Annotated in this window: 17 protein-coding genes; 4 read left to right on the forward strand and 13 right to left on the reverse strand. The window is 70.2% G+C overall.

All coding sequences use genetic code 11. The features are described from left to right. The first annotated feature begins 2 nt into the window (after positions 1-2). The 3 genes from ABZ477_RS01850 to ABZ477_RS01860 all read left to right on the forward strand — a co-directional run bounded on the left by ABZ477_RS01850 (position 3) and on the right by ABZ477_RS01860 (position 2,305). Positions 3-308, forward strand: a complete 306-nt coding sequence (locus ABZ477_RS01850; RefSeq protein WP_360126969.1) for a dioxygenase — start codon at positions 3-5, stop codon at positions 306-308. A gap of 94 nt (positions 309-402) precedes the next feature. Then, positions 403-1,668: a DUF349 domain-containing protein gene (locus ABZ477_RS01855; RefSeq protein WP_360126972.1), complete on the forward strand. Its 1,266-nt coding sequence runs from the start codon at positions 403-405 to the stop codon at positions 1,666-1,668. 73 nt (positions 1,669-1,741) lie between these two features. Further along, on the forward strand, positions 1,742-2,305 hold the full coding sequence (locus ABZ477_RS01860; RefSeq protein ID WP_360126975.1) for a type IV toxin-antitoxin system AbiEi family antitoxin: 564 nt from the start codon (positions 1,742-1,744) through the stop codon (positions 2,303-2,305). Here ABZ477_RS01860 and ABZ477_RS01865 read toward each other — a convergent pair. The 8 genes from ABZ477_RS01865 to ABZ477_RS01900 form a co-directional block, all read right to left on the reverse strand. Further along, positions 2,284-4,548: a bifunctional (p)ppGpp synthetase/guanosine-3',5'-bis(diphosphate) 3'-pyrophosphohydrolase gene (locus tag ABZ477_RS01865; RefSeq protein ID WP_360126978.1), complete on the reverse strand. Its 2,265-nt coding sequence runs from the start codon at positions 4,546-4,548 to the stop codon at positions 2,284-2,286. The genes ABZ477_RS01860 and ABZ477_RS01865 overlap by 22 nt on opposite strands. 59 nt (positions 4,549-4,607) lie before the next feature. After that, a complete protein-coding gene (gene secF / locus ABZ477_RS01870) occupies positions 4,608-5,597 on the reverse strand; it encodes a protein translocase subunit SecF (RefSeq protein WP_360126981.1) in 990 nt (329 codons plus the stop codon). Then, positions 5,597-7,351: a protein translocase subunit SecD gene (gene secD / locus ABZ477_RS01875; RefSeq protein ID WP_360126984.1), complete on the reverse strand. Its 1,755-nt coding sequence runs from the start codon at positions 7,349-7,351 to the stop codon at positions 5,597-5,599. The genes secF and secD overlap by 1 nt, the downstream gene beginning before the upstream one ends. Positions 7,352-7,390: 39 nt before the next feature. Further along, positions 7,391-7,834, reverse strand: a complete 444-nt coding sequence (locus tag ABZ477_RS01880) for a preprotein translocase subunit YajC (RefSeq protein WP_360126987.1) — start codon at positions 7,832-7,834, stop codon at positions 7,391-7,393. A gap of 83 nt (positions 7,835-7,917) precedes the next feature. Next, positions 7,918-8,946 carry a Holliday junction branch migration DNA helicase RuvB gene (ruvB, locus tag ABZ477_RS01885; protein WP_360126990.1) on the reverse strand — a complete coding sequence of 343 codons (1,029 nt, stop codon included), beginning with the start codon at positions 8,944-8,946 and terminating at the stop codon, positions 7,918-7,920. Beyond that, complete coding sequence (ruvA, locus tag ABZ477_RS01890; RefSeq protein ID WP_360126992.1) at positions 8,939-9,559, reverse strand: Holliday junction branch migration protein RuvA; 621 nt, start codon at positions 9,557-9,559, stop codon at positions 8,939-8,941. The genes ruvB and ruvA overlap by 8 nt, the downstream gene beginning before the upstream one ends. Positions 9,560-9,624: 65 nt before the next feature. Next, positions 9,625-10,200 (reverse strand): crossover junction endodeoxyribonuclease RuvC, encoded by a 576-nt coding sequence (gene ruvC, locus ABZ477_RS01895; RefSeq protein ID WP_360126995.1) that lies wholly within the window; start codon positions 10,198-10,200, stop codon positions 9,625-9,627. Positions 10,201-10,333: 133 nt separating this feature from the next. After that, positions 10,334-11,092 carry a YebC/PmpR family DNA-binding transcriptional regulator gene (locus ABZ477_RS01900; RefSeq protein WP_360126998.1) on the reverse strand — a complete coding sequence of 253 codons (759 nt, stop codon included), beginning with the start codon at positions 11,090-11,092 and terminating at the stop codon, positions 10,334-10,336. 61 nt (positions 11,093-11,153) lie between these two features. On the opposite strand from ABZ477_RS01900, the gene ABZ477_RS01905 reads away from it, so the two are divergent. Beyond that, positions 11,154-11,615 carry a nitroreductase/quinone reductase family protein gene (locus tag ABZ477_RS01905; protein ID WP_360127001.1) on the forward strand — a complete coding sequence of 154 codons (462 nt, stop codon included), beginning with the start codon at positions 11,154-11,156 and terminating at the stop codon, positions 11,613-11,615. Between the two features lie 6 nt (positions 11,616-11,621). Here ABZ477_RS01905 and ABZ477_RS01910 read toward each other — a convergent pair whose 3' ends face one another. Genes ABZ477_RS01910 through pdxS form a run of 5 tightly spaced genes read right to left on the reverse strand, consistent with a single transcriptional unit; the run spans position 11,622 to position 14,626 of the window. Next, complete coding sequence (locus ABZ477_RS01910; RefSeq protein WP_360127004.1) at positions 11,622-12,005, reverse strand: YciI family protein; 384 nt, start codon at positions 12,003-12,005, stop codon at positions 11,622-11,624. A gap of 31 nt (positions 12,006-12,036) precedes the next feature. After that, positions 12,037-12,570: a DUF1697 domain-containing protein gene (locus ABZ477_RS01915; protein WP_360127007.1), complete on the reverse strand. Its 534-nt coding sequence runs from the start codon at positions 12,568-12,570 to the stop codon at positions 12,037-12,039. Between the two features lies 1 nt (position 12,571). Next, entirely contained in the window at positions 12,572-13,093 is a 522-nt protein-coding gene (locus ABZ477_RS01920; protein ID WP_360127010.1) for a hypothetical protein, read from the reverse strand. A gap of 32 nt (positions 13,094-13,125) precedes the next feature. Further along, positions 13,126-13,746, reverse strand: a complete 621-nt coding sequence (pdxT, locus tag ABZ477_RS01925) for a pyridoxal 5'-phosphate synthase glutaminase subunit PdxT (RefSeq protein WP_360127013.1) — start codon at positions 13,744-13,746, stop codon at positions 13,126-13,128. Then, positions 13,736-14,626 carry a pyridoxal 5'-phosphate synthase lyase subunit PdxS gene (pdxS, locus tag ABZ477_RS01930; RefSeq protein ID WP_360127016.1) on the reverse strand — a complete coding sequence of 297 codons (891 nt, stop codon included), beginning with the start codon at positions 14,624-14,626 and terminating at the stop codon, positions 13,736-13,738. The genes pdxT and pdxS overlap by 11 nt, the downstream gene beginning before the upstream one ends. Between the last annotated feature and the right edge of the window lie 2 nt (positions 14,627-14,628).

Raw genomic sequence — 14,628 nt, forward strand, 5'->3', positions numbered from 1 at the left:
CCGTGGCGACGGGTGGCAAAGACCGCGGAGCACGAGAGTCGCGCGAGCGCGCTCGGGTGTACCAGGCCCGGCAGCAGCTGCACGAGGGCCAGGCGCGACGCAGGCGTCGCGACAACCTCCTCGCGGGCATCGTCGGCGGCGTCCTGATCCTCGGAGTCCTCGGCGCGCAGGCGCTGTACTTCACGGTCGGTCCCGGCGCCCCAGCGCCTGCTCCGTCGATGTCGCCCACGCCCACGACGACTCCCTCGCCGACCGACACGCCGTCGCCGACGGATACCCGGACGCCGACCCCCACGCCCACCTCCTGACGCCCCGGCCCGCCCGAGCCGGGCGGCCCGCGCGTACTAGGCTTGTGCCCGTCCATCCCCCGCAGCGCGGCGAGAGCCGCATTGAGGTGCAATCGTGACTGCCGAAGCAGACCCCACTCCGCAGCCCGCTCCCGACGTCGAGCCCTGGGGCCGCGTCGATGACGACGGAACCGTCTCGGTCCGCGAAGGCGACGCCTGGCGCGTCGTCGGCCAGTTCCCCGACGGTCCGCCCGAGGAGGCGCTCGCGTACTACGAGCGCAAGTACGCCGATCTCGCGAGCGAAGTGACGCTGCTCGAGGTCCGGCACCGCCGCGGCGGCGCCTCGCCCGCCGACCTGCGGTCGGCCGCGAAGGCCGTGACCGAGAAGCTCTCCGGCGCTGCCGCCGTCGGCGACCTCGCCTCGCTCGAGGCCCGCGTCGCGGCGCTCACCGAGACGCTCGCGGCGGCCTCCGAGACCGAGGCCGCCGCCCAGCGCGAAGCCGTCGACGAGGCGATCAAGACCCGCACCGAGCTCGTCGAGCGCGCCGAGGCGCTCGCCGCCCGCGACCCCAAGACCGTGCAGTGGAAGCAGACCTCCACCGAGCTCAGCGCGCTGTTCGACGAGTGGCAGTCGCAGCAGCAGAACGGGCCGCGCCTGCCGAAGTCGACCTCGCAGCAGCTCTGGAAGCGATTCCGGGATGCTCGTGCCTCAGTCGACCGGCACCGCCGCGAGTTCTACGCCGAGCTGGACGAGGCGCACAAGGCGGTCCGCGACCGCAAGGCCGCCCTCGTCGAGAAGGCGGAGGCCCTCGCGCCCAAGGGCGAGGAGGGCATCACGGCCTACCGCGCGCTGCTGGACCAGTGGAAGACCGCCGGACGCGCCGGCAAGAAGGCCGACGACGCCCTGTGGGCTCGCTTCAAGGCGGCCGGCGACGCGCTCTACGGCGCGCGCGCCGAGCGCGAGACGGCGGACGCCGAGGCCTCGCGCGAGAAGATCACCGCCAAGCGCGCGCTGCTCGACGAAGCCAAAGCCGTCTCGGACGAGTCGGACATCGCGAAGGCACGCGCCCTGCTGACGGGCATCCAGCGCCGCTGGGACGAGATCGGCCGCATCTTCCCGCGCGAAGCCGAGCGCGGGCTCGACGACGACCTGCGCAAGATCGAGCAGGCTCTTCGCACGCGCGAGGACGCAGACTGGAAGCGCAACGATCCTGCGCAGAAGGCTCGTGCGAACGACATGACGCGCCAGCTGACCGAGGCGATCGAGAAGCTCGAGGACGAACTGGCCGCCGCGCAGAAGAAGGGCGACAAGAGCGCCATCGCGAAGGCGACCGAGGCTCTCGAGGCCCGCAAGGGCTGGCTGCGCGCCCTCGGCGGCTAGTTCGCGGGGTCGGTTCTCCACACCCGGCCCGATTCGGCCGTCGGGCGCGCGGTCGGTGCGGCACACTGCCGTGATGACCTCGCCCTTCCTCTACTTCCCCGGTGAACGGCTCTCGTCCGCGGAGCTGTCGGCTGCGCGCCTGGACGGCGACGTCGTCGAGCTCGGCGAGGCCTACCTCCCCGCCGACGCCGTCGAGACGCGGGGGCTCCGGGCGGGCTCGCTGCGGACGCTTCTCGGTGACAGCCTCGCCGCGACCCATCTGAGCGCGGCGTGGATCCACGGAGGCCTCGATGAGCCGCCGGCACGGCACACGGTGCAGCGGGCGGTCCCGCAGAGGCTGCATCACGTCATCGGCAGGCGCGTCGTCTACCGGGATCCCAGCATCCCGTCAGAAGACCTGTGGCGGGTCGGCGGCGTGCTCGTCACGACGCCCCGCAGAACGCTGGCCGATCTCGCCCGCGTCCCATACGACGAGTACGCCCAGGCCGCGCGCCGTCTCGCGGACGAGCTGCCGGGACTCGCGCTCGAGGCCGTCGGCTGGTTCGACGGCCGCCCGCCCGTGCCGCACAAGCGCGCCGCCGTCTCGTTCCTGCTGGGCCTGGCGGCCCGCGAGGGTCAGGACGACGTCACGCGGTAGACGTCGTAGACGGCGTCGATGCGCCGCACGGCGTTGAGCACGCGGTCGAGGTGCACGGTGTCGCCCATCTCGAAGACGTAGCGGCTCAGCGCGAGACGGTCGTTCGTGGTCTGCACGGACGCCGACAGGATGTTGACGTGGTGCTCGCTCAGGACGCGGGTGATGTCGCTGAGGAGTCCGGACCGGTCGAGCGCCTCGACCTGGATCTGCACGAGGAAGACGCTCTTGGTCGTGGGCGCCCACTCGACGTCGATGAGGCGCTCCGGATCGGCCATGAGCGACTTCACGTTGGTGCAGTCGCCGCGGTGCACCGAGACGCCGCTGCCGCGCGTCACGAAGCCGACGATCTCGTCGCCCGGCACGGGCGTGCAGCACTTGGCGAGCTTGACGAGGATGTCGGGGGCGCCGCGCACGAGGATGCCCGAGTCGCCGCCGCGCGGCGCACGGGAGCGCCCGACCTGCGGCAGGTCGATGGGGCCCGTCGAGGTGTCGCTCGCCGCGACCAGCGCCGTGACCTTCTCGATGACGGACTGCGTCGAGACGTGGCCTTCGCCGACCGCCGCGTACAGCGCCGAGACGTCCTCGTACCGCAGCTGCTGGGCGACCTCGGCGAACGAGTCCTGGCTCATGAGGCGCTGGAGCGGCAGGTTCTGCCGGCGCATCGCGCGCGCGATGGCCTCCTTGCCCTGCTCGACGGCCTCCTCGCGGCGCTCCTTCGTGAACCAGCCGCGGATCTTGCTGCGCGCCCTGGTGCTCTTGACGAAGCCCAGCCAGTCCTGGCTGGGACCGGCATCCGGGTTCTTCGAGGTGAAGACCTCGACGACGTCGCCGCTCTTGAGCTCGGACTCCAGCGGCACGAGGCGTCCGTTGACCTTGGCGCCCATCGTGCGGTGACCGACCTCGGTGTGGACGGCGTAGGCGAAGTCGACGGGGGTCGCGCCGGACGGGAGTCCGATGACGCGGCCCTTGGGCGTGAAGACGTAGACCTCCTTCGCACCGATCTCGAAGCGCAGCGAGTCGAGGAACTCGCCGGGGTCGGCCGTTTCGGCCTGCCAGTCCGAGATGTGCGCGAGCCAGGCCATGTCGGCGTCGACGGACTTCGCGTCGGGCTTGCCGCCCGCCATCTGCTCCTTGTACTTCCAGTGCGCCGCGACGCCGTACTCCGCCTGCTGGTGCATCTCGTGCGTGCGGATCTGGATCTCGACGGTCCGCCCCCCGGGACCGATGACCGTCGTGTGCAGCGACTGGTAGAGGTTGAACTTGGGCGTCGCGATGTAGTCCTTGAAGCGGCCGGGAAGCGGAGTCCACCGCGCGTGGATGGAGCCGAGGACGGCATAGCAGTCGCGTACGCTGCCGACGAGGACCCGGATGCCGATGAGGTCGTAGATGTCGTCGAACTCGCGACCACGCACGACCATCTTCTGGTACACGGAGTACAGCTGCTTGGGGCGGCCCATGACACGGCCGCGGATGCGCAGCTCCCGCAGGTCAGCGTCGACGGCGTCGATGACGTTCTGCACGTACTGCTCGCGCTGCGGCGTGCGCTGACGCACGAGGCTCTCGATCTCGGCGTACAGCTTGGGGTGCAGCACGGCGAACGACAGGTCCTCGAGTTCGGACTTGATCGTCTGGATGCCGAGGCGGTGCGCGAGCGGCGCATAGATCTCGAGGGTCTCGGTCGCCTTCTTCTGCGCCTTCTCAGGCGGCACGAAGCCCCACGTGCGCGCGTTGTGCAGACGGTCGGCGAGCTTGATGAGGAGGACCCGGATGTCGCGGCTCATCGCCACGATCATCTTGCGGACCGTCTCGGCCTGGGCGCTCTCGCCGTACTTGACCTTGTCGAGCTTCGTGACGCCGTCGACGAGCATCGCGACCTCGTCGCCGAAGTCGGCCGTCAGCTGGTCGAGCGAGTAGTCGGTGTCCTCGACGGTGTCGTGCAGCAGCGCCGCGGCGATCGCCCGGGGGCCGAGCCCCAGGTCGGCGAGGATCTGCGCGACGGCGAGCGGGTGCGTGATGTACGGCTCGCCGCTCTGACGGGTCTGCCCGGAGTGCGCGCGCTCGGCCACCGTGTAGGCCCGCTCGACGATGGTGAGATCGCCCTTCGGATGGTGCGTGCGCACCGTCCGGAGCAGCTGCTCCACATCGTCACGGCGTGCCGACCGCGAGAAGATCCGCGGGACGAGGCGGCGGAGCGACGAGGATTGCGAAGTGGAGGCGGCAGACGCGGGGACGGTCTCGGTCATGCCGGTCGACTCCCCTCGCCTGGATCCGTCAATCCTACGCCCGCGGGATCCGCGGCCGCTCAGGCCGGGGCGCCGGCACGCTCCCGCACGACGAGGACGCGCTCGTCGCGCGCCTTGATGCCCGGCTCGTTCTCACGCAGCAGCGAGTACAGGGGCGCCGCGACGAAGATCGTCGAGTAGGCCGCCACGATCGTGCCGACGAAGATCGACAGCGAGATGTCGGTCAGCGTCTCCGCACCGAGCGCGAATGCGCCGATGAAGAGGATCGCACCCGTCGGCAGCACCGCGACGACCGTCGTGTTGATCGATCGCACGAGCGTCTGGTTGACCGCGAGGTTGACCGACTCGCCGAACGTACGGCCCGACACTTCCCCGTCTTCGCTCGTGTTCTCCCTGATCTTGTCGAACACGACAGTCGTGTCGTACAGGGCGTACGACAGGATCGTCAGGAAGCCGATGATCGCGGCGGGCGAGATCTCGAAGCCGAAGAGCGCGTACACGCCGACCGTGATGATCAGGACGTCGATGAGGCCGATGATCGCGGCCGCGGACATCTTCCATGTTCGGAAGTACAGCGCCAGGATCACGAACGTCAGGACGAGGAAGATCACGAGACCCCACAGGGAGGTCCTGGTGACGTCCGCTCCCCAGCTCGGTCCGATGAACGAGGACGTGACCTCGCTCTGCGGCACCTCGTAGGCCTCCGCCAGGGCGCCCGAGACCTGACGCGTCTCGTTCGCCGTCATCTGGTCGGTCTGGACGCGGATGGTGTCCTGGCCGATCGTCGTGACCTTGGTCGCGGCATCCGGAACCACGGAGTGGACCGCCTCGGTCGCGACGTCCTGATCGGGGCTGGAGACGCCCGACACGGTGAACTGCGAGCCGCCGGTGAACTCGATCGAGAACTGGACGGGGCGGAAGAAGGGCACCAGCACCGACCCGATCACGAGGACCGCCGCGATGATGAACCACAGGTTGCGCCGGCCGACGAACGGGAAGGAGGTCTTGCCCGTGTAGAGGTCGTTGCCGAGCTGACTCATGGAGCGCATCAGTCGTCTCCCTTCTTGCCCGTCGTGGCCGGTTTGTCTTTCACTGCCGTCGTCGTCTTGGCACCCTCGGATGCCGCGAGCTCAGCCTGCTTGCGCTCGGCGATCGTCTGGCGACGCTCCGCCTCGCTGCGCGAGCGCGACGCGCGGCGGTCCGCCTGGGTCTTGCCGCCCGACGCGACGGGAGCGCGGAACTGCGCGCGGCCGCGATAGACCGCGCCGAGCGCCTCGGGATCCATGCCGGAGAGGGGATGTCCCGACCCGAAGAACTTCGTACGGGCCAGGAGCTGCATCACGGGGTGTGTGAAGAGGATGAAGATCAGGACGTCGATCACGGTCGTGAGGCCGAGCGTGAACGCGAAGCCCTTCACCGTCGCGTCGGCGAGGATGTAGAGCACGACGGCCGCGAGGATGTTGATCGACTTCGAGATGTAGATCGTGCGCTTCGCGCGGCTCCAGCCGTCCTCGACGGCGCCCGTGATGGACTTGCCGTCGCGCAGCTCGTCGCGGATGCGCTCGAAGTACACGATGAACGAATCGGCGGTGAAGCCGATCGAGACGATGAGACCCGCGACACCGGCGAGCGACAGGCGGAAGCCCATTCGCCACGCCAGGATGCAGATCGTGATGTAGGTCAGGATGCCCATCACGATGAGCGACGCGATGATCACGAAGCCCAGAGCGCGGTAGACGATGAGCGAGTAGATGGCGACGAGCGCGAGACCGATGAGGCCCGCGATGAGGCCGATCTGCAGCTGCTGCGAGCCGAGGGTCGCCGAGATGGTGTCGGCGCTGACGACCTCGAAGCTGAGCGGCAGGGCACCGTACTTGAGCTGGTCGGCGAGGACCTTCGCGGTCTCCTGCGTGAAGTCGCCCGTGATCGACGGCTTGCCGTCGAGGATGACGCCCTGCATGGCGGGAGCCGACAGGACATAGCCGTCGAGCACGAACGCGAACTGGTCGAGCGGGGACTGCGCGCCGTAGAGGCGCTGGCTGATGTCGCCGAACGTCTCGGTGCCTTCGGCGTCGAACACGAGGTTGACCGCCCAGACGCCGTTCTGCTGCTGCAGGCCGAACGTCGCGTCCGAGATCGAGGAGCCGTCGAGCTCGACGGGTCCGAGGATGTACTTGACCGCCCCGTCGACGCTGCACGTGACGAGCGGCTCATCGGCCGGCTCGCTCGCGGGGTCGTTCTCCTCATCGGCGCAGTCGTAGGCGAGGAACTCGGCCTGCAGCGCGGGCGTGACCCACGCGAGGTCGCTCGCGTCGGTCGGCGCCGTCGTGGGCGTCGCCTGCAGCGTGGGGTCCGGGGTCGGGTAGGGCGTCTCGGCGCCGTCCTCACCCACGAACGTGTTCGCCGGAGCGCCCGCATACAGGACGGGACGCAGCTGGAGCTGAGCGGATGCCTCGATGCGCTGACGGGTCTCCTCGTCGGCCTCACCGGGGATCTGGACGACGATGTTCTTGCCGCCCTCGGTCGTGACCTCCGCCTCGCCGACGCCCGAGGCGTCGACGCGCTGGCGGATGATCGTGACCGCCTGGTTCATCTGCTCCTGGGAGGGGTCGGCGCCGTCCTCGGTCTGCGCCTCCAGGATGATCTGCGTGCCGCCCTGGAGGTCGAGCGCGAGCTCGGGCGTCCACGAGCTCTCCTTGAACACATAGACGCCGAGCGCGTTGATGCCGAACAGGACGGCGGTGATGGCCAGGAGGCCGATCAGCGCACGCCAGGCATGCCGGACGGGAGTGGATGTCGCCACGAGGGTCAGCTTTCTGAAATGCCCGGAAAGGGCGAGGGATCAGGCCTTGGGCTTGGCGTCCGTGCCGTTGTCGGCATCCGGCTCGGTGGAGCCTTCGACCGGCTTGGGGGTCGCTGCGTCGCCCTCGGAGTACTCGGCGTCGGCGGCCTCGATCTCGGCCTCGGCGAACTCGTCCTCGGTCACGGCGCCGGCGCCGGGCTCGACGATGCGCAGGATCGCCTGGCTGTGGACCTTGATGTCGACCCCGGGCGCGATCTCGACGACGGCCGGCTGGTCGAGGTTGTCCGGGTCGTAGGACACGATCGTGCCGTACAGGCCGCCCTGGAGGAGGACCTCGGCGCCGGGCACGGTCTGACGCGCCTTGGCCTCCTGCTCCGCCTTCTGCTTCTGCATCCGCCGGCGGGAGCTCCAGAACATGAAGATCAGGAGGGCGCCCAGGAGGATGATCAGGCCGTAGTTGGCGAAGAACGTCGCGAAGTCCATGGAGGTGGGGAGACCTTTCGGGTCAGGCGCGCGCCTCGGCGGCGCTGCCTTTGAGAAGGAGAGTGGGCGAAAGCCTCCAGCGATTATAGGTCATCGAATCTCAGCGCCCCGTCGGGGTGAGGCGCGCCCAGGTGAGCGTATGCGGCGGGTGTCGCGACACGCCCGCGGGGAGTCCTGCCGAGGAAGCCGATCCGCACGAGGTACGGCTCGACGACCGATTCGATCGTCTCCGCCTCCTCGCCGACGGTGACCGCGAGCGTGCTGAGTCCGACCGGTCCACCCTGGAATCGGCGCACGACGGCGTCGAGCACGGCACGGTCCAGTCGATCCAGGCCGATGGAGTCGACGTCGTACAGATCGAGGGCCGCGCCGACGATCGCGACATCCGCGCTCCCTCCGTCGCCGTGCACGATGAGGTAGTCCCGTACGCGGCGCAGGAGGCGGTTGGCGATGCGCGGCGTGCCGCGCGATCGGCGGGCGATCTCCGCGCGCGCCTCGGGCGGCAGCGCGACGCCGAGCATGAGCGCCGAGCGCTCGACGACGCGCTCCAGCTCCTCGGGGTCGTAGTACTCCAGGTGGGCCGTGAACCCGAAGCGGTCCCGGAGCGGGTTCGGCAGGAGGCCGGACCGCGTCGTGGCGCCGACGAGCGTGAAGGGCGACAGATCGAGGGGGATGCTGGTGGCCCCGGCGCCCTTGCCGACCATGATGTCGATGCGGAAGTCCTCCATCGCGAGGTAGAGCATCTCCTCGGCCGAGCGCGCCATGCGGTGGATCTCGTCGATGAAGAGCACCTCGCCCGGCGTCAGGCTCGACAGCAGCGCCGCAAGGTCGCCTGCGTGCTGGATCGCCGGGCCGCTCGAGAGCCGGAGGGGCCGATTGCTCTCGTGCGCGACGATCATCGCGAGAGTCGTCTTGCCCAGGCCCGGGGGGCCCGACAACAGGATGTGGTCGGGCGGCCGCTGCTGGAGGCGCGCGGCGTGCAGCAGCAGCTGCAGCTGTCCGCGCACCTTGTGCTGGCCGATGAACTCGCCGAGCGACGCGGGGCGGAGGGCTCCCTCGATCGCGAGCTCGACCTCGTCCGCCGGCTCGGCCGCGTCTCTCACGTCATCCACCGGCGGGCTCCTTGCGAGCGGGGCCGAGGACGGCGAGCGTCAGCCGGAGCAGCGCCTGCACGGAGGCGCGGTCGGTCTCGGACGCCTCGTCGGCGACGGATGCCACGGCCTCCGCGGCCGTGCGCTCCGACCAGCCCAGCCCGATGAGGGCCTGCGTCACCTGAGCCGGCACGGCGGTGACAGCATCCGTCCCCCGGCTCGCGACAGGGCGCGAGGGCGCGAGCTTGCCGGCCAGCTGGACGACGATGAGCTTCGCGGTCTTGGGGCCGATGCCGGAGACGCGGCGGAACGGCGCATCGTCGTCGGCCGCGACGGCCTCGGCGATCTGGTCGACGGTCAGGGTCGAGAGGACTCCGAGCGCCGACTTGGGGCCGACCCCTGTCACGCCCAGCAGCAGCGTGAATGCCGAGAGTTCGTCGTGGGTCTCGAACCCGAAGAGCGACAGCGCGTCCTCGCGGACGATGAGCGTCGTGTGGAGGTGGAGCTCGTTCCCGAGGTGCGCGGTGCGGGCCAGCTGGGGCGGCACGGCGACGGCCAGGCCCACGCCGCCGACTTCGACGACGACGGAGTCGGCCTCGGAATGCACGACGCGTCCGCGAACGGAGGAGATCATGCTCCGAGCCTAGAAGAGCGTTTCGCAGTTTTGTTCGACCGACACACGCGCGACGCGGCCGCCGCTCACCGCCGTGTCAGGCGCTCGGCATCCCGCCACGCCCGCTGCGCCGGCGTCATGACGCCGGCGCGCACCGGGGACGCCGCGGCACCCGTGCGCCACGCATGGCACAGGGCGAGGGCCAGCGCGTCGGCCGCATCCGCGGGCTTGGGCAGGTCGTCGAGGCGGAGGATGCGCGCGACCATCGCCTGCACCTGCCGCTTGTCGGCCGAGCCGTAGCCCGTGATGGCGGCCTTGACCTCGCTCGGCGTGTGGGTCTCGGCGGGGAGCCCCCGCTCGGCCGCGAGGAGCAGCGCGACTCCGCTCGCCTGCGCCGTGCCCATGACGGTGCCGCGGTTCTGCTGCGCGAAGACGCGCTCGACCGCCACGACGTCGGGCCGGTGCTCGTCGAGCACGAGCCGCAGCCCCGCCGCGATCGCGGCGAGGCGTCGCTCGATCGGCAGCTCGGGGTCGGAGCGCACCACCCCGACGTGCACGAGCGTCGCGGAGCGGTCGCGCGCTACGTCGACGACGCCGACGCCGCACCGCGTCAGTCCGGGGTCGACGCCCAGAACGCGGACGGATGCCTGTGCGCGAGCCACTCCCCCACGCTAGGCGGCGGCCGACGACGTCGGGCAGAGGCGCGCCCGACGGACGGCATCCGTCCGTGGAACGCGCGAACGCCGGGGCTGCGGATGTGTCCGCCGCCCCGGCGCCCGATGCGATCCCGCCGGTCTACTCGTCGTCTTCGAGCTCGGCCTGCACGTCGGCGGTCAGGTCGAAGTTGCTGTAGACGTTCTGGACGTCGTCGCTGTCCTCGAGAGCGTCGATGAGGCGGAAGACCTTGCGCGCAGTGTCGGCGTCGATCTCGACCTTGAGGTTCGGCACGAACTCGACGTCGGCCGACTCGTAGTCGATGCCGGCGTCCTGCAGGGCCGAGCGGACCGTCACGAGGTCGGACGCCTCGGTGATGACTTCGAAGCCCTGGGCGTGCGGCTCGACCTCTTCGGCGCCCGCCTCGAGGACGGCGAGCATGACGTCGTCCTCGCTCGTGCCCTCGTCCGAGACGACGATGACGCCCTTGCGCGTGAAGTTGTAGGCGACGCTGCCCGGGTCGGCCAGCGTGCCGCCGTTGCGGCTGAGCGCCGTGCGGACCTCCGCGGCGGCGCGGTTCTTGTTGTCGGTGAGGCACTCGATCATGAGCGCGACGCCGTTGGGACCGTAGCCCTCGTACATGATCGACGCGTACTCGACCGACTCGCCGCCGATGCCGGCGCCGCGCTTGATCGCACGGTCGATGTTGTCCTTCGGGACCGACGTCTTCTTCGCCTTGAGGACGGCGTCGAACAGGGTCGGGTTGCCCTGAAGGTCAGGTCCGCCGAGCTTGGCGGCTACTTCGATGTTCTTGATGAGCTTCGCCCACGACTTGGCACGGCGCGCGTCGATGACGGCCTTCTTGTGCTTGGTGGTGGCCCATTTGGAGTGCCCGGACATGGATTCCAGTCTAGAGGTGCGCGATCATGGACCGAGGATCGCCCGACGAGGAGGCGGTGCCATGGCATTCGACACGCCGAATGGAACGCGCGGCGCACGGCAGCCCGGCCGCAGCCGCCTCGAGCAGCGCGGCAATCGCTGGATGGTCGATCGCATCCGCCGCAAGGGCGTGCGCGGCGACAAGCAGGTCGTTCTCGTGACGATCGGCAAGCGCACGGGAGAAGTGCGGATGAATCCGGTCCGGTGCTTCCCCGAGCCCGACGGCACGAAGCTCATCGTCGCCTCGGCAGCCGGCGCCCCGCGCAATCCCGCCTGGTACTACAACATCGCCGCCCACCCCGACCGCGTGCGCATCGACTACGCGGGCCGGCAGATCCCCGTCGTCCCAGAGCAGCTCCACGGTGCCGAGCGGGAGGCGGCCTGGAAGCGCGTCACGGCGGCCGCCCCGGGCTTCGCGCGCTACGAGCGGATCACGGACCGTGAGATCCCCGTCATCCGGCTCACACCGCGCGACGCGGGGTGATGGGGCTCAGTCGTCCGGCATCGAGCGGCGGTCGCCGACCGGTCCCTCGACGCGCGGAAAGGCGAGCGAATCCGCTGCCACCCACCACTCCATGACGTCGTAGGCGAGCCGGCCCGCGATGACCGAGGGATCGGCATCCGACAGCTCGGCGGCGCGAGCCGGGTCGCACGCGAAGATCGACATCCCGCGGTACGTGTCGTCGGACTGCGCGTCGAACGGGCCGTTGACGACGAGGACGCCCTGCCTGCGCAGGTCGGCGCGATATGCGAGATGCTCCGCCTGGAGGGCGTCCAGCTCCGCCTCGGTGAACTCCGGCGCATCGGCCGGCCGCCGCAGCACGACGAGCGTGTAGACGTCGAAGGCATCGGGGATGTTCGGATCGCGCGCCATGCCCCCGATCCTAGGCTCGCGACCGGAGGCCTCAGCCGGCGATCTTGTGCAGCGTCCGCAGGTTCCGGTTCGTCGTGCGGGGCTTGAAGGCCTTCTTCGCGAGCAGCTTCGCGAAGGGCGTGTCGGTCGTCGTCCCCTTCACGGGGTTCCAGTACACGACGCCCGCGCCGGCCTGGACGGGATCGACCGAGGAATCCAGGGATGCCGCGGCCTCTGCGAGCTCGTCGCGCGTCGCGCCGTCGACGCAGAAGATCACCCACGGCTGGCGCGCATCGTCCTCGGCGTCGAACGGGAAGCCCCCGATCGCCGCCGCGAGCTCGTCGGCCGTGACGAGGAGGATCCACGCGTCGTAGCCGAAGCGGTCGCGGAGCGCCTTCTCGATCCGCATCTTCAGCTCGTCGCGGCGGCCGATCGCGGCATCCGCTTCGAAGGCGACGTTTCCGCTCGCGAGCACCGTGCGGACCTCGTCGAAGCCGAGCTCGCGGAACAGGCCGGCCAGCTCGGCGCTGCGGATCGTGATGCCGCCGACATTGACGCCTCGCAGCAGCGCGACCCACGCGGTCATGTCAGAGCGCGAATTCGAAGCCGAAGCGCGAGGACAGCAGCGCCACGAGGTCGCGCGGGATCTTCGTGAGGTACCCCGGCGCGGGCACGAGCGTGTCGGGCGAGCCGATGAAGGGGAAGTACACGGGACCGTCCGTCAGCGACTCGACGTCGTCCCGCACGGACACGATGTCCGAGCCGATGCGGCGCAGCGCCGTGATCGTGATGGGCGTCGCGAGGCGCAGCGTGTCGCTCACCGGCATCCGCCAGTGCGGCAGCGAGCTGCCGTTGCGCACGCGCTGCTCCTCGCCGAGCGGTCCCAGCACCCGTCCCCACGCACCGATCCCGGGCGTGGGGAGGGTCCGATCCCACACGAAGATCGTGTCGCCCGGCTCCGTGTAGCCGACGAGCTCGTGCGACCACTCGAAGCGGCGATCGTCGGCCGTCTTGGGCGCGGAGAGCGCCTCGCCGACGATGCCCTTCGAGGGGGCGATCATCCAATAGCGCTCCTCAGGCAGGTCGCGCCACCACTCGTTGATCGACACCCTGAGAATCTAACCCGACGCGACGAGGATCATCACGCGGCGGCGCGCACGAGGTCGAGGAACCGCTCGTGGAACCGCGTCTCGCCGGACACCTCGGGGTGGAACGCCGTCGCCAGGAGGGGCCCCTGCTCGACCGCGACGACGCCGCCGTCGGGGAGCGTCGCGATCGCGGTCGCGCGATCGCCCACCTCGATCACGAGGGGCGCGCGGATGAACGTCGCGTGGACGGGACCGCCCTCGAAGCCGGCGACCTCGAGCGCCGTCTCGAACGAGTCCACCTGGCTGCCGAACGCGTTGCGCGCCACCTCGACGTCGAGCCCGCCGAAGGTCTCCTGGCCCTCGATGGGGTTCGTGAGGCGATCGGCCAGCATGATCATCCCGGCGCACGTGCCGTAGACGGGCATGCCCGCCTCGATGGCGTCGCGAACGGGATGCTGCATCCCGAACGCCCGCGACAGCTTGTCGATGACGCTCGATTCGCCGCCGGGGATGACGAGGCCGTCGACGGCCGCGAGCTCGGTGGGGCGTCGCACGAGCGAGACCTCCGCACCGAGCCCGCGGAGCATGTGCGCGTGCTCGCGCACATCGCCCTGCAGGGCGAGGATGCCGACGTGCGGCGTGCGGGCCGAGCGGCTCAGGGCGTCACCAGCCACGCTCGGCGAGGCGGTGGGGAGCCGGGAGGTCGGAGACGTTGATGCCGACCATGGCCTCGCCGAGGCCGCGGGACACGTCCGCGATGACCTTGGGGTCGTCGTAGAACGTCGTCGCCTTGACGATCGCGGCGGCGCGCTCGGCGGGGTTGCCCGACTTGAAGATGCCCGAGCCGACGAAGACGCCGTCCGCGCCCATCTGCATCATCATCGCGGCGTCGGCAGGCGTCGCGACGCCGCCCGCGACGAAGAGCACGACGGGCAGCTTGCCGGTCGCGGCGACCTCCGCGACGAGCTCGTAGGGCGCCTGCAGGTCCTTCGCCGCGACGTAGAGCTCGTCCTTCGTGAGGGACTTCAGGTGGTTGATCTCGCCGGTGATCTTGCGGATGTGCTTCGTCGCCTCGGAGACGTCGCCCGTGCCGGCCTCGCCCTTGGAGCGGATCATCGCGGCGCCCTCGTTGATGCGGCGCAGAGCCTCGCCGAGGTTGGTGGCGCCGCAGACGAAGGGAACCGTGAAGCCCCACTTGTCGATGTGGTTGACGTAGTCGGCGGGCGAGAGGACCTCGGACTCATCGATGTAGTCGACGCCGAGCTCCTGGAGCACCTGCGCCTCGACGAAGTGGCCGATGCGCGCCTTCGCCATGACCGGGATCGAGACGGCGGCGATGATGCCGTCGATCATGTCGGGGTCGCTCATGCGCGAGACGCCGCCCTGCGCACGGATGTCGGCGGGGACGCGCTCCAGAGCCATGACGGCGACGGCGCCGGCATCCTCGGCGATCTTCGCCTGGTCGGGCGTGACGACGTCCATGATGACGCCGCCCTTCAGCATCTCGGCGAGGCCGCGCTTGACGCGGGAGGAACCGGTGGTGGGGGCAGACATGG

Source organism: Microbacterium sp. NPDC019599 (genome assembly GCF_040632175.1).
Taxonomy (GTDB): domain Bacteria; phylum Actinomycetota; class Actinomycetes; order Actinomycetales; family Microbacteriaceae; genus Microbacterium.

Bases quoted from the DNA above. Each gene is read 5' to 3' on its own strand.
- ABZ477_RS01905 (WP_360127001.1), top strand. From the start codon at position 11,154: ATGGCATTCGACACGCCGAATGGAACGCGCGGCGCACGGCAGCCCGGC.
- ABZ477_RS01860 (WP_360126975.1), top strand. From the start codon at position 1,742: ATGACCTCGCCCTTCCTCTACTTCCCCGGTGAACGGCTCTCGTCCGCG.
- pdxS (WP_360127016.1), bottom strand. From the start codon at position 14,626: ATGTCTGCCCCCACCACCGGTTCCTCCCGCGTCAAGCGCGGCCTCGCC.
- ABZ477_RS01880 (WP_360126987.1), bottom strand. From the start codon at position 7,834: ATGGACTTCGCGACGTTCTTCGCCAACTACGGCCTGATCATCCTCCTG.
- ruvA (WP_360126992.1), bottom strand. From the start codon at position 9,559: ATGATCTCCTCCGTTCGCGGACGCGTCGTGCATTCCGAGGCCGACTCC.
- ABZ477_RS01910 (WP_360127004.1), bottom strand. From the start codon at position 12,005: ATGGCGCGCGATCCGAACATCCCCGATGCCTTCGACGTCTACACGCTC.
- secF (WP_360126981.1), bottom strand. From the start codon at position 5,597: ATGCGCTCCATGAGTCAGCTCGGCAACGACCTCTACACGGGCAAGACC.
- ABZ477_RS01865 (WP_360126978.1), bottom strand. From the start codon at position 4,548: ATGACCGAGACCGTCCCCGCGTCTGCCGCCTCCACTTCGCAATCCTCG.
- ABZ477_RS01915 (WP_360127007.1), bottom strand. From the start codon at position 12,570: ATGACCGCGTGGGTCGCGCTGCTGCGAGGCGTCAATGTCGGCGGCATC.
- ABZ477_RS01900 (WP_360126998.1), bottom strand. From the start codon at position 11,092: ATGTCCGGGCACTCCAAATGGGCCACCACCAAGCACAAGAAGGCCGTC.